Source organism: Ruegeria sp. CK1 (assembly GCF_056536545.1).
In genome coordinates, this window is sequence record NZ_JBQFPX010000007.1 from 168,136 (window position 1) to 189,015 (window position 20,880).

The 20,880-nt window shown below is 54.9% G+C and carries 13 protein-coding genes; 3 read left to right on the forward strand and 10 right to left on the reverse strand.

What is annotated here, in order from left to right; translation table 11 throughout:
- Positions 1–106 precede the first annotated feature (106 nt).
- Positions 107–556: an NUDIX hydrolase gene (locus ACR0L3_RS16485; protein ID WP_480746853.1), complete on the forward strand. Its 450-nt coding sequence runs from the start codon at positions 107–109 to the stop codon at positions 554–556.
- A gap of 4 nt (positions 557–560) precedes the next feature.
- Here the strand turns inward: ACR0L3_RS16485 and ACR0L3_RS16490 are convergent, their stop codons facing one another.
- Positions 561–1,379 (reverse strand): sulfotransferase family protein, encoded by an 819-nt coding sequence (locus tag ACR0L3_RS16490; RefSeq protein WP_480746855.1) that lies wholly within the window; start codon positions 1,377–1,379, stop codon positions 561–563.
- Positions 1,380–1,521: 142 nt separating this feature from the next.
- Here ACR0L3_RS16490 and ACR0L3_RS16495 point away from each other — a divergent pair, with 142 nt between their 5' ends.
- A complete protein-coding gene (locus ACR0L3_RS16495; RefSeq protein ID WP_480746857.1) occupies positions 1,522–3,099 on the forward strand; it encodes a DUF5928 domain-containing protein in 1,578 nt (525 codons plus the stop codon).
- A 36-nt stretch (positions 3,100–3,135) separates the two neighbouring features.
- Here the strand turns inward: ACR0L3_RS16495 and amaB are convergent, their stop codons facing one another.
- Entirely contained in the window at positions 3,136–4,632 is a 1,497-nt protein-coding gene (amaB, locus tag ACR0L3_RS16500) for an L-piperidine-6-carboxylate dehydrogenase (RefSeq protein WP_480746858.1), read from the reverse strand.
- Between the two features lie 18 nt (positions 4,633–4,650).
- A complete protein-coding gene (locus ACR0L3_RS16505; protein WP_480746869.1) occupies positions 4,651–5,784 on the reverse strand; it encodes a saccharopine dehydrogenase family protein in 1,134 nt (377 codons plus the stop codon).
- 380 nt (positions 5,785–6,164) lie between these two features.
- On the opposite strand from ACR0L3_RS16505, the gene ACR0L3_RS16510 reads away from it, so the two are divergent.
- Positions 6,165–9,746, forward strand: a complete 3,582-nt coding sequence (locus ACR0L3_RS16510; protein ID WP_480746859.1) for a flavoprotein — start codon at positions 6,165–6,167, stop codon at positions 9,744–9,746.
- On the opposite strand, the gene ACR0L3_RS16515 is transcribed toward ACR0L3_RS16510, so the two are convergent.
- The 7 genes from ACR0L3_RS16515 to ACR0L3_RS16545 all read right to left on the reverse strand — a co-directional run bounded on the left by ACR0L3_RS16515 (position 9,743) and on the right by ACR0L3_RS16545 (position 20,232).
- Positions 9,743–10,906, reverse strand: coding sequence for a hypothetical protein (locus ACR0L3_RS16515; protein WP_480746860.1), 1,164 nt, complete (start codon positions 10,904–10,906; stop codon positions 9,743–9,745). The two genes, ACR0L3_RS16510 and ACR0L3_RS16515, sit on opposite strands and share 4 nt — an antisense overlap.
- A 10-nt stretch (positions 10,907–10,916) precedes the next feature.
- The gene (locus tag ACR0L3_RS16520) at positions 10,917–14,186 is read right to left on the reverse strand and encodes an adenylate/guanylate cyclase domain-containing protein (protein WP_480746861.1); all 3,270 of its coding nucleotides are present in this window, start codon (positions 14,184–14,186) and stop codon (positions 10,917–10,919) included.
- Between the two features lie 197 nt (positions 14,187–14,383).
- Positions 14,384–15,667, reverse strand: coding sequence for an amidohydrolase family protein (locus tag ACR0L3_RS16525; protein WP_480746862.1), 1,284 nt, complete (start codon positions 15,665–15,667; stop codon positions 14,384–14,386).
- Between the two features lie 8 nt (positions 15,668–15,675).
- Entirely contained in the window at positions 15,676–16,617 is a 942-nt protein-coding gene (locus ACR0L3_RS16530) for an ABC transporter permease (RefSeq protein ID WP_480746870.1), read from the reverse strand.
- Positions 16,617–17,687 (reverse strand): ABC transporter permease, encoded by a 1,071-nt coding sequence (locus ACR0L3_RS16535; RefSeq protein ID WP_480746871.1) that lies wholly within the window; start codon positions 17,685–17,687, stop codon positions 16,617–16,619. The genes ACR0L3_RS16530 and ACR0L3_RS16535 overlap by 1 nt, the downstream gene beginning before the upstream one ends.
- Positions 17,687–19,204: an ABC transporter ATP-binding protein gene (locus tag ACR0L3_RS16540; protein ID WP_480746863.1), complete on the reverse strand. Its 1,518-nt coding sequence runs from the start codon at positions 19,202–19,204 to the stop codon at positions 17,687–17,689. The genes ACR0L3_RS16535 and ACR0L3_RS16540 overlap by 1 nt, the downstream gene beginning before the upstream one ends.
- Positions 19,205–19,242: 38 nt before the next feature.
- The gene (locus ACR0L3_RS16545) at positions 19,243–20,232 is read right to left on the reverse strand and encodes a BMP family protein (protein WP_480746864.1); all 990 of its coding nucleotides are present in this window, start codon (positions 20,230–20,232) and stop codon (positions 19,243–19,245) included.
- Positions 20,233–20,880: the final 648 nt, after the last annotated feature.

Sequence of the window (20,880 nt, forward strand, 5' to 3'; positions counted from 1 at the left end):
TTAACCTGCAGACGCTAAACATCTTTCAAGGCCTCACTATTTCGGTTAGTGAGGCCTTAGCTTTTGTAAAGAAGCGATTTTCTCTGACTAAGCGATGAGGAAAGAAATGACGGTTTGGCGCCCATATAAGGGTATTCGTGTCAAAGCCATTGGCTTGCATTGGAGAGGGACCAGGATTCTCGCTGCCGAAGTTTATGATGACAACAACCATATGAAGGGTGCGCGCCCCCTCGGTGGAACAGTCGAATTCGGTGAAACCTGGGAGGCGGCGTTGAAGCGTGAGTTTCAAGAGGAACTTGGGGTAGAGATTCAGGTCCAAGGCCAACCGCTAGTATTTGAAAACATCTATCAGCACGAAGGTCATCCGGGGCATGAAATCATCTTCGCAGCTGACGTAACATCCGCTGCGCTTCTGGCCCTGCCCGATGCCGCGATCTCGTTCGCTGAGGACGACGGGGTGAGCTGCACGGCGCGGTGGTTTAGCCTGGATACACTTAATACAGGTGGTCCGGAACTTTATCCTACAGGCTTAAAGGAACACCTCACCGCTCGCTGAGAGATCAATCGCCCAGTTTGGCATGGACCTCATCCAGATCAATTTCGCCTATCGGCATCTTATTCGCCGGGTTTTCGAAATCGTATTTGAACAGTTCAAAATCTTGTTTGTAGATTTCATAGACCAGATGCATTGACAGATCGTCGAAATAGTCCTCGACCGGATGCGCGCGTTTGGGACCATGCCCTTCGGATTCATTGAACCGAGGAATCTCGGATAGGTTCACAGCATACCGAGTGTCCAGGTTGTCCAGAACTCCCTGCATGCCATCGTTGAATTGCTCGGTCCAGAAGATGCGGTCATAACGCCCGCCATTCACGATAAATGTGGAAACATGGCCTGACATTGCCGACCAGTGAATGTCGGGGTCCATAGGCCTGCGCCATCGGATTGTATCCCGAGCAAACAACAGGAACCGACGAAAACTGGCGATCTGGTCGAACTCACCCTTACCGTCATCGCCGCCCACTTCGATACCATAGTTGTAGATCAAGGTCGGCACCAGGTTACCACGATAGCGCTTACCATTGCGTTGAACACCGCAGATTTTGTCAAAAAACGAGCTGAGGATTCGGGTATATGGGTTACGGACACAAGTGAACGAATACGAACTGTGATCGCGGACATTTTTCGCTATTGGGTCCTGACTGCCGTCAAATGCCCATTTGTGCATCCCATCTTGTGCATCGTGGATGTCACCGTCAAAGAATTGCCCGTGATCCGAGTAATACATGATCTGCCCAATGGTCGAGCAGGCGCATTTCGGCACGACACGGTAAACCATGCTTTCGCTTTCGGTCATCCAGGTACCGGGAAAACCCATCTGTTGTACCTCCTCAACGGGTTAGAACTCGCACCACACGCTCGTATTTGTAGCCAAAGAACCAAAAATATTCTGTTTATTCAATCGCTCATCCTCAGTATCAGGGTTGGACACAGGCAGAAACGGGTATCAAAGAGACACTATGGCAAAGATTGCCTACATTCTATTGTGCCACAAGGACCCTGACGCGATCATTGCGCAGGCCGAGCAGCTTACAGCCACAGGCGACTGCATGGCCATTCACTTTGACGCCCGGGCCAACGCAGCAGCCTATGACCGCATTCGCAACGCGTTAAAAAACAACCCAAATGTAGTGTTCGCTAAAAACCGAATAAAATGCGGCTGGGGTGGATGGTCTTTGGTTCAGGCAACACTGCATGCCCTAAGCGCCGCCGTTAATGCGTTTCCGCGGGTCACTCATTTCTACATGCTGTCCGGCGATTGCATGGCGATCAAAACGGCTGAGTACACCCATTGGTTTCTCGATCAAAACGACAAGGATTTTGTAGAAAGCCACGATTTCTTTGCCAGCAATTGGATCAAGACCGGCATGAAGGAAGACCGCCTGATCTATCGCCATTTCTTTAATGAACGCAGCCAAAGCTGGTTGTTTTACAAATCCTACGGTTTGCAGAAACGTTTTGGCCTGACCCGAGACATTCCGGCTGATCTTCAAATTATGATCGGCAGCCAATGGTGGTGTTTGCGCCGACGCACTGTTGAGATGATCCTCGACTTCCTGAAACAGCGCCCGGATGTGATCCGCTTTTTTTCGACGACCTGGATCCCCGACGAGACTTTCTTTCAAACCCTCGTCCGCCATCTGATCCCGAAGGAGGAAATTGAAAGCCGGACCCCGACATTTCTGATGTTCTCAGACTATGGGATGCCAGTGACCTTCTACAACGACCACTATGACATGCTGCTTGGGCAGGACTATCTGTTTGCTCGCAAGATCAGCCCCGAAGCGCATGAGTTGAAAGAACGGCTGGGCAAGCTTTATGCCAGCGAAGGTGTTGAATTTAAAATTTCTGACGAGGGGCGTAACCTCTACGGTTTTCTGACCGGACGTGGACGGGTCGGTCGCCGGTTTGGTCAACGGTTCTGGGAGGCCGGAAACTCTTTGGGGCCTGAGCGTGAGATACTCATTATCGCGTGCAAAAAATGGCATGTAGCTAAACGCCTCGTCGATCAAATCGCGTCCGAGACCGATATTCCCTGCGTCGAATACCTGTTCAACGAAGAGGATACGGTTCTTCCCAATCTTGGTGGTATCGAAAACTCAGTGGATAAGCGCTGTCGCCACCGGCGCGCGGTCGTTAGGATGCTGTTCGATGCTTTTGAAACCAACAAACTGGTGATTTGCGTCGATCCCTCCAATCTGGAGATCATTCAGGATTTCTGCTCGGATCAGGTCAAAACCCATGTACTTGAAATCGAGTGCGAATATTCCGACGACTACCTGATCGGTCACGCCCGACGAGTCGGATTGGCTGGTGAAAACAGTCCCGCCGAAACTGTAGCCAAGCTTGTGCCTACCCTGCGCAATTCGCTGGCTTACGAATCTGAATTGATCCGCGCTGCGGGCTTTGTTGGTTTTTTACGCATTCGGGAAAGGAACCCGCGCACAGAAAACGAGGCGGCAGTTGCCGGGTTCCTAGGTGTTTCGCAAGACACGGCGCAGGCCGTTATGCGGCTGGATTATCTGTTTGCTGACTGAACCGGCGGCCCCTTAGGGTGCCGCCGGATCGCCCATTCAGATGTCAAATTTCACGCCCTGTGCCAAGGGCAGTTCATCTGAGTAGTTTACTGTGTTGGTCTGACGCCGCATGTAGGCTTTCCAAGCGTCCGAGCCGCTTTCACGCCCGCCGCCTGTTTCCTTTTCACCGCCAAATGCACCGCCGATCTCGGCCCCTGACGGTCCGATGTTGACGTTGGCAATTCCGCAATCAGAACCGGCTGCAGTCAGAAATTGCTCGGCTTCACGCATGTTCAGCGTGAACACGCAGGATGATAGGCCCTGAGGAACGTCGTTCTGCATCTCAATCGCGTCTTCGAACGTGTCGTAGCCCATGACGTAAAGGATCGGAGCAAAAGTTTCAGTTTTCACCACTGCAGTTTGGTCAGGCATTTCCACAATAGCGGGCTCCATGTACACCCCCGCCGGGACGCCTTCGGTTACGCGGTTGCCGCCGAAAACAGTGCCACCTTCGGCCTTGGCGGCGTCCAGAGCGGCTGTCATCGCAATGCCAGAGGCTTCGTCCACCAGAGGGCCGACCAACGTGCCCTCGGCCAATGGGTTACCGATGGCTAGACCGGCGTACGCCTTTTTCAAGCGGCTCACTAGTTCCGCGCGGATCGCGTTGTGGACAATCAGACGTCGCAGAGTCGTGCACCGCTGACCAGCTGTACCGACGGCCGAGAACACAATCGCCCTCACTGCCATTTCCAGATCGGCTGAGGGGCCCACGATCATCGCATTGTTGCCGCCCAACTCGAGAATGCACTTACCAAAGCGTTGGGCCACAATAGGCGCAACAGCACGGCCCATACGGGTAGAGCCTGTAGCCGAGATCACCGGCACATCCTCACTGGCTACCAGCGCCTCGCCCAGCGCAGCGCCGCCGATCAAAGTTTGCAACAGGTGATTAGGTGCATCACCGAAACGGGCCAGCGCGCGTTCGAATATCTTCTGGCAGGCCATCGCGGTTAGCGGGGTTTTCTCGGACGGCTTCCAGATCACAGGATCGCCGCAGACCAGCGCCAGTGCTGCATTCCACGACCAGACAGCGACTGGGAAGTTGAAGGCTGAAATGACACCAACGGGGCCCGCCGGGTGCCATGTCTCCATCATTCGGTGGCCAGGGCGTTCGGACGCGATGGTCAGGCCATAAAGCTGCCGCGACAAACCCACCGCGAAGTCGCAGATGTCGATCATCTCCTGCACTTCACCCAGACCCTCGGAGGTAATCTTACCCGCCTCCCAGCTGACCAACGCGCCCAGATCGTCCTTGGCGGCACGCAGTTCTTCTCCCAGAAGACGGATCAGTTCACCACGACGCGGGGCCGGAACGGTTCGCCATGTCTTAAACGCGGCTTTTGCATTGGCAAAAATAGCTTCCATCTCGGACGCAGATGTCTCATGCACGTCCGCCAGCACCGAACCGTCAATTGGAGAAGTCACCTTCAGGCTGCCGCCTGTCAGCTCAGCCTCGGTCAGGTCCAGATTAGCTAGGGTCGTTTGTGCAGTCATCACGATGTCTTTCATATCTCAGGCCGCCTTGTTCTGTTCAGTTACATCGCCAGCCCGATAGAGCCGGCCAAATTCGGTATTGAGGAAGTCGGACAAATTGACTTGCTCCTGCCGCACGAACCCTTTCGCAGGCAAAACACCCGTTCGCATCAAGTCGACCACGCCGAGAACGCCTGCGGCGGTGGTGACCTGAATGGCGCTCCAGACCTGTCCGTTGATGGTACGGGCAAAGCTTTTGTTGATTAGGGATTTCTCACGCAACGCGCCGTCGATCATGCCTTTGGCGGTGCAGTAGACCAGCACTACATCCTGATCTGTGCGCGGCAAAGCCGTCTCGAAGATGTCCTTCAGTAAGTCACGGCGGCGTTCCAGCCCCAAATCCTTGAGCAACAGCTTCAGGATATCGCAATGGCCCGGATACCGGATCGAGCGGTAGGAAACCGCCCGCGCCTTGCCCTCAAGCGTTTCGGGCAGGGTACCTAACCCACCCGAGGTGTTGAAGCACTCGTATTCCACCCCGTCATGACCCAGCACTTCGTAATCTTCCAGTGGCGCAGTCTTGACCCGGTCGCCATTCACAATGGCATCGCAAGGGTTGCAGTATTCGTTGATCAGCCCCTCCGTCGACCAAGTCAGATTGTATTTCAGCGCATTGGTTGGGTAGAGCGGCAAAGCCCCGACCCGCATATGCAGGCTGTCCAGTTCGGTGAACTCAGCCGCCAACGAAGCCCCGGCGATACCGACAAAGCCCGGTGCCAGACCACATTGCGGCACGAAGGCTGTTTCACTGTCTTCCGCCAACTCGCGCACGGTATTGGTGGCCGCAACATCTTCGGTCAGGTCAAAATAATGCGCGCCTGCCGTCTTGGCGGCTTTTGCGATCTTCGGCGTTAGAAAGAACGGTGCCGCTGAGATCACGGCATCAAATCCCGTCAAACCCTGGGCCAGTTGTGCCTCATCCCCCACGTCTATCTGCCGGGTCGTAATTCCCTGCCGATTCAGAACTGACAGAGCCGCCAGATCACGGTCAGCAACGGTAACCGAATAGTTCGATGATGCTTGCAGCAAGTTCGCGATCATCTGACCGATCTTGCCCGCCCCCATGACACAAATGTTCCAGCTCAAAACACGCCTCCTCTTTCGTTTAGACAAAGTATGAGGCACGGGCCGTTCGATCCCGACAGATCATCTTGACGAAAACGCCGAAAGTTACGTCATATTGTCTGATGTTTCGACATAACGTCAAAACCACCACCCAACGGCGGTTTCGTTCGGTTTGACTGCGCAGTCGCGACAACTCGTTCAATCAATTCAACACCGTCGGTGATTTTTTCACCTAAATGAGATACGGTGTGATCAATTGGGCCAATTTGTCCGCACTAATTCTTGCGGTTGTACGGCCCGGCCAGCGCATAATGCCCCGTCGGGCCGGTCTTGGAATTTTGTTTGACCGGAAATTGCCTGATGCCTGCGACACAATACAGCGTTGGTTCTTCGATCATATTCACGCGAAGTTCAGGGGGGAACCAGACGTGCCTAAAGACCCGATTGAAAATACTATTTCTATTGAGCCAACCAAGACCGACTGGGCACTGATACACGATATCCTGCCAGCAGATGACCCATCAAATATCCAACCGCATTTCGAATGTTTCGAGGTGCTCGAAAACACCATTCTACCGTCGAAAGGCATGTATGTGGTCCTGAGCGGCGTCGTGCAATTGCGTCAAGATGGGACAGTTCTGACAACGGCTGATACCGGCGACTATTTTTACGAAGAACACCTTGAGATCTTCGACATTCCCGTCAGCCTCGAAGCGCTGGCCACCCCTGGTACGAAGCTGGCCTACCTGTCCAGCAATCAATGGTTCGAAATCCCTGCCAAGATTCGCGAGGGGTGCTATGCAACTTTGTTCGGCGATCTGGTTAGTGTGCATCTGCAGAACTTTCAGCAGCCAATCAACTGCTGCAGCGTCACGGCGGCGGCACTTAGCATGTCGGCGCTGGGGTTCAGCTGTGAGGTCAACGATATCTTTCGTGAATGTGCCCTACCGACTTCATTTGTAGTGAATGATGGCATTTCACTGGGCGAGCTGTATGACGTGGCCTGCACGTTCATCCATACACAGGGCCTGCGAGACAAAGTGCAGGTTCAAGCCTATTTCATGGATGAGGCCACGACCTCGGTCGAATTGTTGCTTGAGGCGATCGACGAGTCCAATCGTCTGGGCGGTGATAACGATATTCTGGTGGCAAATTTTCAGGTCGGCGTCGCCCATGGCAAGCCGAATATGCCGGGTGGGCATTTTGCCATTATTGCCAAGTGCAATCCCAGCACCGGGCTGGTGCATATGATGGACGTGCACCCCGAGAAATATGGCAAACTGTGGGTCACCACGATTGATCGCATTTGGGCCGGGATGTCGGACCGCGATGGAACTTCGATGCGGTCGCGGGGAATCCTGCGGTTCTCGGCGCGCGAGGCCGTTAAAACCAACCTGCAGACGCTGCAGCAGGACTGCAACTATGTCGACAGCACGCTTTACCTAGCCAAAGACCCCAAGAAACGGCGCAACCTGTTTCGTCGCGCCAGCCCAAACATGAATTCTCTTGGCGTTTTGGCTGAAAGCCTTGCGATTCTCGGCGATGCACAAGTGGACGAAGACAAATTGCTGATCGCAACTCAAACCGATCTGACGGACGCGCTGAGTCGGGTGTCCACTGCCAAACAAATGCATTCGCTTGCACAGCGCTATCTCAGCCAATCCTCGGACGTGCATCTGGGCAGCACCTTCCACAGCTATGCAAAAAGCAAGGTCAGTGCAGACAAAACCCCCGAAGAGTGGTTCCGCGATCAGCTTCACAGCCTGAACGTGAAACAGGATCGCCATCTGATGATCAACATCGACTTCAATCGTGTTTTGGGATTTGAAGTCATACGCCCACCAGAAAATGTTTATCGCGAAACTGCTCTACTGGAAGAATTCTGGTGCCTCTGCATCGCTTATGATGAAGAGAGCGACCTGGTAACGGTCGTGGACATGAGCCCTGCCACCTCGCAGGTCTGGCAAGCCCCGCGCGGGCATATCTTCCGTGGCCTGCGCGACCTCAAGAAACCAGCCATGCTGGTGATCGAGGAGCAGGTGCCGCCCGAGGACCCTACCGATGTCGCACGACTTGTCCGGGAAAACGAAATTGTCCTGTTTTATGCAGATGAAGACCCTTGGTCCTACATGCTGCGCAGTATCCTCGCGAATATCGGGATCACCAGCGCCAGGCTGATCGACGTTGAAGGCCACGGCGCCAACGTAATGAAGATGCGGCGACAACTGAATGTGCTGACCGGAAAGGAAAAAGTCCCGTACCTGTTCTTTCAGGGCGAATGTCTAGGCCGTAGAAACGACATCGTCGATATGATCCTGAAAGGGCGTTTGCAGGAACGGATACATAAGGCCGGGCTCCCGGTCTTGCTGCGCCATGAATCCCCCAGCCTAGATAAGAACATTTTTGGCTATCCCAAGGGCGGGTTGACTGATGCCCCAACCGAAAAGCGCAACGTATTGTTGTGTGCTTGCGGATCGTCAGCAGCCGACAAAGTGCCGGAACTGGTCGAGCGTATCACGGCAGCCGGGCATAACGTGAAACTGATACCCTCGGTGTCAGCCGAAAAGTTCTTTCGGGATTTCGGTACCGAACGGATCGAAAAATGTATCTCGCACAACGACTATTACCGAGACGATGACGAATGGAATTTCCGCTATATCGAGTTCGGCATGCCCCTGCGCGCTTCGCACCTGGCCCTGTGTGACTGGGCCGATTGCGTGATCGTAGCCCCGGTGACCTGCAACACGATGGGCAAAATCGCCAACGGAATTGCCGACAACCTGCTGACGTCCGTTTTTGTCGCGTGGCAGTACCGAAACAAACCGGTGATCCTCTGCCCGGCGTGCAACACAAATATGTGGAACAACGTCACCACCCAAAACAATGTCGAGAAACTGCGTGATCTTGGGATTGATCTGGTTGGCCCGCGCAAGGGGCGGCTGTCCAACGGTATGATGGGAATCGGCATGATGGCGACCCCGGAGCAGATCATGGAAGTTCTGGACGAAGCCTTTGAGGAACTGGCTGATCAAGAACACAACATCTGCAAATGGGCTCAGGAAGCCGCGGCTTCGGATGAGTTTGCACAGTGGGGCCGGGTGTTCCAGGCCATAGACAATGGCATGGCAGGAATCGACATCGTCGATGACAGCGATGGCGACACCCTGCTGCACTACGCGGCGGGTGGCGAAGGCGAAATTCACGAGAACGGCCAAGACCTTGGCAAGCCTGATATTGAGGCCGCGCAAGCACTGATCGACCGAGGTATCAACGTCAACGCAACCAATGACCATGGCTTCACCAGCCTACACGTGGCGGTGATGAACAACTCGGCCGAAATGGTGAAAACCCTGTTGGGCGCCAAAGATATCGACGCCAGCTCGTGCATTCACTTCCTGCAAAGCTCAAAGGACATCAAGGTTTCAAAAGAAATACGAGCGATGCTTGAGGATTGGGCCAACACCCACACTTTGGCCGAAATTGAGGAAGAAGACGAAGATGCGCTGATCGACGAGCGCGAAAAGACCTATCTTTACTTCACATACGGCTCTTTGAAGAAAGGGTTCCCGAACCACGATGCCCATTCCGAGGTTCTGGATGATTTCGTCGGTGAGGCGGTTACGCGTCAACGTATGCCTTTGATCGTTCCGCATGAACCGCATTGCGATAATCCAAATTGCGGCTTCTTGCATCGTATGGCTACCTTGGTCGATCAGAAAGGCCGCGGCGAACCCGTAAAAGGCGAGGTGTATCGCGTTTCGTCCACTGGCTTGAAGGAACTGGATCAGCTCGAAGGCTATCACGGTCCTGGCTCACCTGAAAATGTGTATGTGCGCAAGCGAATTAATATCCTAATCAATGGCGTGAAAAAGCCCGCGTACACTTACGTTATCGCACATCCCACCAAGTATCTGGACCAATGGGAACAAGGCACGTCCGGCATCGTCGCCGAATACACATTAGATATGGCAACAGGTACGCCTAAGCCCGGGTTTCAACCACCCGCCTAATTCTGAAGCTCGATCACGGCAGCATCGCTCGGATCAGCTTTCAGGCTGAGGTTGTACGCCGTGATCGCCACCATACACAGCAGCACAAAGGGCCAGAATGCGGCCTTTGGGATCAGATTGTCCCTGTAGTGGATAAAACGCAGTGACGGCAGCGTTTCGGACGCAAAGAGATAGGTATTGATCGAAACCGCCAACAGCAGGAAATACATCAGGAAAAAAAATGACTCCATATAGATAACCGGGGATCCGGCGAAACCTTCGCGTAACTGCACATGAGCCAGCAGGATCACGAAAAAAAGGACTGAACAGGTTCCGATAACACTGGATGTGCTGAAGTCGTGTCGCTCGACCAGATTGGGGCGGCGGGTGACGGTCATTACCGCACCAAACAGCAGCATTGTTACCACGATCAAAGGGATCATGTGGATGATGAAGGCGTTCCCGAAATTCCGCTTGATGACGAAGTTATAGTGCAGTTCTGGAAGGTTGGTTTGGAATTCATTATCCCCAATGCCCAGTGTCGTATCCAGATCAGACAATCGATAGTCGAAATAGGTATTTTCGCGCTCCCAAGCTCCCATGACGATACGGGGGTTAATGCCGAAAATGTCGTCCGGACCAGTTGCTGGATAAGCGCTAAAGTCAGGTGTTAGAGCCACATCTACGTCAAATTCACCCGGCCAGAACCGGACCCAGACAGTTTTGTGATCGAACGGATAGCTGGTGTAATTGAAACTCTGGCGCAGCGTTTGTTCAAAATACCAGCCGATCAGTTCGGATCCGCCCTGATCCATTCGATAGACTTCTTCGATCACGCCGTTTGCTGCGTCGACGGCTTCGGGTAAAACGAACCCCACCTCGCCCTCTTCCGGTTTTATAGCGTCGTGTACTCCGTCTTCGTAATGTTGCCAGATGTAACCGCTGACATGCACATCACTGGCACCAGTGAAGGTAAAGGATATGATAAAGATGCCGGTCTTCACCTGATACGGTGGCGCGTTCCCCAGCTTTTGCAGGTATTCGTCAACTGCGGTTTGATCTGGCAGTTGTGTCGGATCACCCTCAAAGTGATTCAGCGCGACCAATAACCTGAACAGCAGGACCGCCAGACCAAACGTCAGAGCACCGGAAATCACCCAAACCTTCTTTTCGATGCTCATTTCGGTCCTTTCATACGCGATCCAGCCGTCCGACCAGGGATTGCGTGATGCCCATTTCCGCGAACCGAGCGCCCAGCACCTCAAAGTCTTCATGCGCCGTCATGGGAATACCCCACCCCCCACACGCAGCTAGGACGCGGGTGTGCTGAATGGACAGGTCAACCATGGGCAAGGGTTCATCGGTGGTAAACTTGGCCAAAGCATCAGCGTACTCAACGGCCTTGTCCCATTCTTGTCGCGTAAGCATGACGGCACAGGCATCGGGGTAAAAATGCAGATGACTATGCCCAACGCAGCCTTCCGCAATGATCTGAGCGCCCAATTTCAGGTGGCTATCCTGCTTGCTAGGATCTGTTTCAGCCATGGCCAAGGCCGACAACGCTTTGGGCCCGACAAAGTTCCGGCCATGTTCCAGCGCAATGTCGACAGCGCGCCGACCAGTTTCAAGGGCTTGATCCGGTTGACCTGCATAGACCTGCGTGCGGGCCAGATGCTCCAGTGCCTGCGCCTCAAGCCGTTTGGCCCCGACCCGGTTTGCGATGTCTGCTGAAAGGGAAAAAGTCTCCAACGCCTGATCCAATTCGCCTAGAAAAGTGTGCGCTACACCCAGACAAGTCTGCGCGACGCACTCGGGAACAAAGGCGAAGTATTTCTGAGAGACTTCGATGGCCTCTTGCGCGTCCAGCTTCCCTTGCGCCACATCACCAGTGTAACTGCGTGCGACGCTGAGGTTGTGCAGGTTCGCCGCCAAATCGCGGACCAAACCCTTTTCCCGCGCGCGTTCCGCCGCTTGTATATAAAATCCAGCTGCCGTTTGCATCGTGGCATTCATGAAATTGGCATCGCCAAACCCACTCAGCGCCCCAACCTCCAATCGCGCCGACTTAAGCTTTCGGGCCAGTGTTAGAGCCTTTTCGTTGCTTTGCAGTGCATCCTCAACCCGGCCTAGCGGGAAATACACATTCCCACGCACGTAGTTGATCTGCGCCACATCGCGTTCAGATCCGCTGCGTTCCGCAGCGAGCTCGGCTTGCTCTAAGCTTTCGAGCGCGTCACTGTATAGGCTGGCCTGCCGCGCCGCTTGTGCCAAGCCGATATGCGCACGGCTAATCTGTTCATCCGTTTCGGCAAGTGCTGCAGCTTCTTTGAACTCACGCAGCGCGTCTTTCGACAATCCCTGCAATCGATGGGTCTCACCACGGGCACAAAGTAAATCGAAGCGTACCCCGGCTGGTGAAGGCAACTCCAGCGCGCGCTCGATCAAGGGGCTGGCTTCGTCAAACTGATAGGCTTGAATGAGTTTCTCGGCAGCTTCCAGATAAGCTTGTGCAGCATTGCTCGCTCCTGCACGATCCAGATGCTGCGCACGCAGAGTGGCGTCGCGATCCTCGAACCACTTCGCTGCTTGCCGATGCAACCGTGCGCGTTCGGATTTCACCAATGTGGCGTAAGATCCGTCTCGGATGAGCGCGTGAGCAAACATAAGGTCGGTCCCCGCTTCACGGATCAAGGCCGAACGGATCAGGGTCGAGGTATCCAGATGCCCTTCGCCAAGCAAGAAATTCAACACGTCGGGCGCAAACCGCTGCCCCAGAACAGAAGCCGCCTGTATCGCTGCCCGGCTGGATCGATCCAGCGCGTCCAACCGCGATTGCACAATGCCCTGAATGCTGCCTGGAACGGACTCCCGCTTCAGCACGTCGATGTTGCGCAAAAGCTGTTCCAAAAACAGCGGGTTTCCTCCGGCGCGTTGCACGCAAGCATCCAATAATTCAGGGTCTATTCCAGTGAATTCCTCGACAAGTTTGCGCGCCTGATCGTCACCCATCGGTGCCAGTTCCAGCTTTGAAATCAATGCCCCATCTGTACTCATCTGCCATTCGCGGTCGATAGGATCACCCTCGACTCGACTAGTCATCAGCAGCACACAAGGCAGGTCCCGCGTGGTGGCGGCGATATGGGCGCAGGCGGTTAGAATTTCGGGTGCCGCCCAGTGAATGTCTTCAATCTGGATCAACATTGGTGCTTGGCGGCTGCGCGCCTCAATCAACTCGTCGATCACCTGACGGCGTCCACGCAGCCGAGTCGCATTGTCCATCACTGCGTACACTTCGGCCAGGCCGGGGTCCTGCTCAAGCTCGAGCAGCGCATTCAAATGTCCCGCGTTTGAGGGTGAGACCCACCCCTTTCTAACCGCCTGTTTCGCCATCTCGGCACAGGTGGTGGCGTCATCCATCGGTTCCAATCCTAGAATGCTGCGAGCAACTGACTGAATGGCGGAATGACCCTCGCGCGCGCCGAAATCCATGACCACACCGTTGTGGATCGAGTATCCCAGACCAGCGGCCATCTCAGCCACCTGTTCGGACAGGTGCGTTTTACCAATGCCCGGTTCACCCAGAATGATATGGACCTCTCCTTTTCCGTGTTGCTGACAACGGTCGAACGTGGCGGAAAACAGCGACATCTCACGCTCGCGCCCGACAAAGCGGTGCCGGCGCGATCGGATGTTGCGCGCCATGCGGTCCAGACGCCACAGCTCTACCGGTTCGTTGAGCCCCTTTATCGCCTTCTCACCCACGGACTCACCGACAAAAAGCGGCCCTAATGCACGTTGAATGTCGTGTGACACCAGCGTTTCACCCGGAACGGCCATATCGGTGATACGCGATGCCAGATTCACGCCGTCGCCCGTCACCGTGTATTCCGTATGCGCCTGGCTGCCCGTCGTGCTGGCGATCACCTGCCCCGAGGCAATGCCGATGTGGCAGGACACAGGTGGGTTTAGGCTGGGTAGAACAGCGTGGATTTCAAGCGCCGCCCGCGCTGCCCGTTCGGTATCATTAGTATGAGAGATAGGCGCGCCGAACACCGCCATCACAGCGTCGCCGATATGTTTGTCGATCCGACCACCAAATTTCTCGATCACGTGATCCACTTTGGCGAAGAACGCGTTCAGCAACGCGTGCATGTCTTCGGCATCCAGTTCGCTGGTCAGCTTCGTAAATCCGGTAAGGTCGGCGAACATGACCGTGACCTGTCGTTTTGCAGGTTCCAACGGCGCTTCTGGCTCATAGGGTTGGACGGCTTCGACCACATCCAGTTCAGCTATCGCACGCAGGAGCCTGCGGCGGTCACCTACGGCAGCCACTCCGATTTCGATTAGGTCTTCGCCCGTCAGATCGGGCAAAATAGCGAAATCAATTTTATTATCCAAAAAGGCTTGCGCGTATTCGGAAAGTCCCAGTGCGCCTAGCCAGTCCTTTACGTCCTGAGACATGTCGCCCCTCTGAAGCCCCCAACTTCAGAGATAGTCCTAGCACGGCAGACCCGCATGAGTCTGCAATGATTAATTAAATAATTGAATATGTCCGCTCTTAATCCCAAACTTTGGGCATCAGACCTCGGCGCTTAAGCCTTCGCAGGTTTCGTCTTAGCAGAACCACCCACAGGCATGTTGACGAGTATGCACAGGTTTCAGGCAAACGGTACGCGCGACTCGTCCAAGGATTTTTTTCCACTGGGTAAAGTCAGATCGCTTGAAATCGGGTTTGATCGCGCGATTACGCGCCCTTTGCGGACCACGGCCAGACGATGAGCGCGCAGCCGGATCGCTTCGATCCGGTCCGTCGCCTGAAGCAGCACGAAATTAGCCGCGCAGCCCTTGGCCACGCCATAACCCTCAAGCCCCATGATCCTTGCTGAATTCTCGGTTACCGCATCAAAACACCAAGCCATATCGGCCCGGCTGGATAGTTGCCCCACATGCAGACCCATGAAAGCCACGTCCAGCATGTCGGCCTTACCCAGCGAATACCAAGGGTCCATCATACAATCCGAGCCGAACCCAACCGTAATCCCGGCATCACGCAATTCGCGCACTCGGGTTTGGCCGCGGCGTTTGGGATAGGTGTCGTGGCGACCTTGCAGCATGATGTTGATTAAAGGGTTCGGGATGGCATGCACCCCAGCCTCAACCATCAGCGGGATCAACTTGGACACATAGTAATTGTCCATCGAATGCATAGAGGTCAGATGCGATCCCGAAACGCGCCCATTTAGACCCAAACGTTGGGTTTCATAGGCCAAAGTCTCGATATGACGACTATGTGGATCGTCGCTTTCATCGCAATGCATATCGACCATCAACCCGCGTTCGGCTGCGATTTCACACAACACGCGGACAGACTCGGCCCCATCAGCCATGGTGCGCTCGAAATGCGGGATACCTCCGACCACATCCACACCCATGTCCAGCGCGCGGATCGTATTCTGCATCGCAGTGGGATCGCGCAGAACACCGTCCTGGGGAAAAGCAACCAACTGCAGGTCGAGATAATCCTTTACCTGCTCGCGCACCTCCAGCAGAGCCTGCACACCCTTCAACTCATCATCACAGGTGTCCACGTGGCTGCGGATTGCGCCGATCCCTTTGGTCACCGCCAGTTCGCAGTACCGCAAGGCACGAGCAACGATGTCATCCACAGTCTGAATCGGCTTCAACTCTCCCCATAGCGCGATCCCTTCCAGCAGCGTGCCTGAGACATTCATCCGCGGTGTACCAAGTGAAAGGGTGGCATCCATGTGGAAATGCGGATCAACAAAGGGTGGACAGACCAATTGCCCCCCGGCATCGATCACTTCGCCCGCTTCGGCGGTGATCCCGGTCTCGACAGCGACGATCTGGCCGTCCGCACAGGCGATATCCATGCCGGGTTGACCATCGGGCAAGGTGGCATTCGTGACGATCAGATCGAACATGGTGGCTCCTATCGTTGACCTTTGAACCAAGGGGTGAGCAATGCGCGCGGATAATCCGCCGACCTGGCTGCGACCACAAGCGCGATGATCGACAGAATGTAGGGCGCCATCAGGAATACTTGGCCGGGCACCAACGCGCCAATCTCGGTTTGCAGACGCACCTGTAGGGCATCAAAGGCACCGAACAGCAGCGCGCCCAACAACGCCTTTCCCGGTCGCCAACTGGCAAAGATCACCAGCGCGATACAGACCCAACCGCGCCCGTTGACCATCCCGAAGAAGAACGCATCAAAGGCGCTCATGGTTAGGAACGCTCCGCCAAGAGCCATTAAGGCAGATCCCGCAACTACGGCTCCGATCCGCAGTCCGTAAACCGACAAACCCTGTGCATCTACGCTGTCCGGATTGTCTCCGACCGCCTGAATAGCGACGCCCAACGCAGTTCGATTCATCACATACCAAACCACCGCAACCATCAAGAGCGCCAGCCACGTCAGGGCCGTCTGCTGAAACAAAACAGAGCCTAAAAAGGGCAAATCAGACAGGATTGGCACATCCAGCGGTTCAAATGGTTCAATCCTAGGCGGAGACGACACGTTTGGAAGTGCGGTTCGATATGTGTAGTAACTTACCGAGGTGGCAAACAGCGTTATCCCCAGCCCCGAAACATGCTGTGACAACCCTAAAGGCACTGTCAAAATAGCGTGCAATAGTCCAAAGAACGCCCCTGCCAGCGCAGCAACCATCACTCCGCCCCACAGCCCTGCGCCCATCCAAACCGCCATCCAGCCGCACATGGCGCCAACCACGAATATCCCTTCGATCCCGAGGTTAAGCACACCTGCTCTTTCGCAGATCAGCGCACCGAGAACCCCAAAGATCAACGGCGTGGCAATGCGCAGCGACGCGGCCCAAAAGCTCTCGGACAACAAAATATTTAAAATATCCATCATGGCGCTGCCCTCGCAGTGCCGGCGCGAACGATCCGGTACCGGGCAAAGAACCCACCGACCAGCACGCAGAGCAGCGAAACGGAAACCACAAGGTCCGCCAAAAAGGACGAAACACCCATTGCCCGGCTCATGCTGTCCGCGCCCACGAAGACCGAGGCAATAAACAGTGCTGCGATCACAACACCAATTGGCGACAAGCCGGCCAACATCGCCACGACGATGCCGGTATAACCAAAACCGGGCGACAGGTCCGTAGTGAGGTAACCCTTCAGCCCAGCCACCTCGCTGACCCCGGCCAGACCGGCCAAGCCACCCGACAGGATAGCCACACCAAACAGCGAACGGTTCACATTGATCCCTGCATGGCGCGCAGCCGCTGCGTTCTCACCCACTGCCCGCAATCGAAAGCCCCAGACAGAACGAGCCATCATGAATTGAGCCATTCCGGCCAGTATTAGAGCCAAAATTAAACCGAAATGGACCCGCATCCGATCAATCAAGGGGGGCAACATACCCTGTTCCAATACCGGTGCGGATTGTGGCCAGCCCAAGCTCATCGGGTCTTGCAGTGGCCCCTCAAGCATCATTTGTACAAAGATCAAAATGATGAAGTTCAGCAGCAGAGTAGTCACGACCTCATCCGCACCGAACCGCGTTTTCAGATAGGTTGGGGCGACCATACCAGCCGCGCCTGCCGCCGCACCCAATATGACGATCAGCGGTAACAGCAAAAGCCCGGAGACATCCAGAACACCTGATCCAATAGCCACGGCAGCCATCGCCCCAAGATATAGCTGCCCCTCGGCCCCAATATTCCACAGCTTGGCGCGGAAGGCCAAAGCAGCAGCCAACCCGGTGAAGATCAGAGGAGTGGCGCGGGTCAGCACCTCGGAGAAGGCAAAAACTGAACCAAATACGCCACGAAACATCTCAGCGTAAGCCTGAACTGGGTTCGCCCCGGCGGCAAGCAATGGGATTGCAGCAAAGGCCAAAGCGATCAAGGCCGACAGGATAGGTACACCTAGCGTAAAGGTTCGAGATTGGGTTTGGCGTGGTTCAATGCGGATCATGCGGGTTCTCCAGCCATCATCAATCCGATCTTTTCGCGGTCACGGTCTGGGGCCTCATGCAGCTCTCCATCGCGGATAACGAAGATCCGATCTGCAAGGCCCAAAATTTCGTCTAGGTCTTCTGAGATCAACACAACACCCGCACCCCTTTTGCGCGCTTCAAGCAGACGCCGCCCAACCTCGGCTGCGGCCCCCATATCCAGCCCACGGGTCGGTTGGTTGGCCAAGATCAACCCAGGAGATCGGTCGAACACGCGCGCGAGAATGAGTTTCTGGATATTGCCACCGGACAACAGGCGCGCTGACGCCTCCACGCCCGGTCCACGCACATCAAAGGCTTTGGTCAAACGTTCCGCATTGTCTTGAATCGCGTCACGTCGCAAGAGACCTTGCGATTGCACGGCTGGATCATCCAAACGCTCGATGATCATGTTTTCCGCCACGCTCATCGCACCGACAATACCTTCTCGGTGGCGGTCTTCGGGAATTCGGCCTACGCCGGCCTTGATCATAGCCGACGGGCTGGGTGAGTGGATTTCCATCCCTTCTACCTTAATTAGACCCTGTTCTGGTTGCACTAAGCCCGAAATCACATTGGCTAAACCGTTTTGCCCATTGCCAGACACCCCGGCTATCCCGAGGATTTCATGGGCGTGAACAGTCAGGTCTACATTGCTAAGCGTATCACGCTTTGATCGGCCCACGACCGACACCCCCGACAATGACAACACTGGCGCGCCCGGTGTCATTGCGACACTTGCCAGCTCAGGTGTATCCGCCCCGACCATCATCCGTGCGATGGATTTCTCGTTCGCTTCCGAGGTCGCTAACTCACCAACCTTTCGTCCATGACGCAAAACCGCGATGCGATCGGAAAAGGCCAAAACCTCGCGCAGTTTGTGACTGATGAAAATGACCGAAAGTCCCCCGGCCGTCATCATGCGAATGTTTTCAAACAGTGTGTCTGCTTCTTGCGGTGTCAGAACGGCAGTGGGTTCGTCCAATACCAGTATCCGCGCCTCCCGATAGAGCGCCTTTAGGATTTCGACCCGTTGCCGTTCCCCTACCGACAACCGTCCGACCGGTGTATCTAATGGGGCGGTCAGACCACTTTGGGTCATGATGCCTTCGAGCTTGCGTCGCGCGGCACGGCGGTTGCGACGCAATGCAAACAGGGGTTCGGACCCCAGGGTAATATTATCAAGCGCCGAGATATTCTCGGCCAACGTGAAATGTTGGTGCACCATGCCCACGCCTGAGGCCAGCGCCACTTGCGGATGACCCAATGGCAACGCGTGCAAAACACCTGCCTCGTCGGCGACTTCAATTGATCCTGTATCGGGCAAATAATGCCCAAACAGCATATTCATCAGCGTGGTCTTGCCCGCGCCGTTTTCACCCAGCAACGCCAGAACTTCTCCCTTCTTCAGGGTCAGACTGACATCGTCATTGGCGATCACCGGACCAAAGCGTTTGCTCAGCCCATTAAGTTTAAGAACTGTGGTACCCGACATTGAAAGAGGGGCCGGCGTTTTCACCGGCCCAGGTGCAATCAGTTATCCGAGACCGGGCGGTCGTCGTTCACGTTAACCCGAAACAGGCCATCCAGAATTTCGGCCTGACGGGCGTTGACCGCCTCAACAACCTCGGCCGGAACGAGGTTCTCATCCAGAACCATCGATCCGCCGCCGTAACCCATAAAGCTGAATTGGCCGTAATCCGCAGCCTCAAACGAACCGTTTGCAACGTTGGCGATGGCTTTGTCGATCGTTGGTTCCATGTGCCACAAGGCCGAAGCCATGATCGTGCCGGGGTAATCGCCCGATGTGTCGATGACGTTGCCCACGGCCTTCACACCACGCTCGACCGCAGCGTCAGAAACCCCAAAGCGTTCCGCATACATGACGTCTGCACCAGCATCCATCATCGCGATGGCGCTTTCCTTAGCCTTTGGCGGATCGTACCAGCTGTCAATAAAGGTCACGAGGAAGGTAACATCCGGGTTCACCTCTCGAGCACCGTCCATAAACGCATTCATCAGGCGGTTCACCTCGGGGATAGCATATCCCCCAACCATGCCGATGACGTTCGATTCAGTCGCCGCACCAGCAACCATACCAGTGAGGTAGGAAGGCTCGTGAATCCAGTTGTCAAAGACTGAAAAATTGGGCGCCACTGGCCCAAAAGACGAGCCCATCAAAAACGCGGTGTCTGGATAATCCTTAGCGACATTTCGCGCGGCACGTTCTAGTCCGAACACCTCGCCGACGATCAGTTGCGCACCTTGTTCTGCGTATTCGCGCATAACACGCTCATAGTCAGTATTGGCCACGTTTTCGGAAAAGACATACTCGATGTCACCGCGTTCAGACGCAGTATTCAGGGCTTTGTGAATACGGCTGATCCATTGCTGTTCCACCGGTAAGGTATAAATTGCAGCCACTTTGACGGTTTCGGCCGCCGCCAAACCGGCTGAATAAAGGGTCGATGTAGCTGCGACCGCCGCCAACAGCACCCTGCGGGTAAACTTGATTTTTAACATTTCACTCTCCTGTGTGGCGGGATGGCAGCATTTTTTTACTTTTCAGTCAATTTTTTCATCCTCGCTCGCGCCCAACTATTAGGCGCGACACCGTTATCGAACGTTTTATGAGCAATGATTGGTCAGGGCTGTCCGAGGCCCAAAGGCTCATTGCGCGGCTCGTTCCAAAAGTCCTCTAGCCCTGTTGGGATTTTACACTGTGTTCAGTAAGCGTGTTATTGGCGGCTTTTTGCATTGATTATGTCGCCGGCTGTTTCGCTTGTGATTGTGGTGTTGGGTGTAATTGGATTAGGCCCTGTTCTTTTGCTCACTTGCGAATTGAGAACGGTGTAAAGACATGTAATTGAACGAAACGAAAAAATAATGGTTGTGACCCCGTCGTGCGAATGCAGAGTTATCTAGACGCCAATTCAGATACTGCGGCGGAATGAGAGCGTGATCACTGTCTGACGGATGACCCTTAGATCAACCGGATGGGCCGTATTCTCCGCAAGAATAGTCTGGACGAGCTACCGCCGATCTGGGACATGCTCAACCAGCAAAGTCCGAAGGCGGTTATGTCGCTTGCGCGCTTATCAGTGTGCGCAAACAGGGTTATGTTCACTGCGGCTGCACAGGCCGAATGACACAAGGAATTTGAGTATGAAG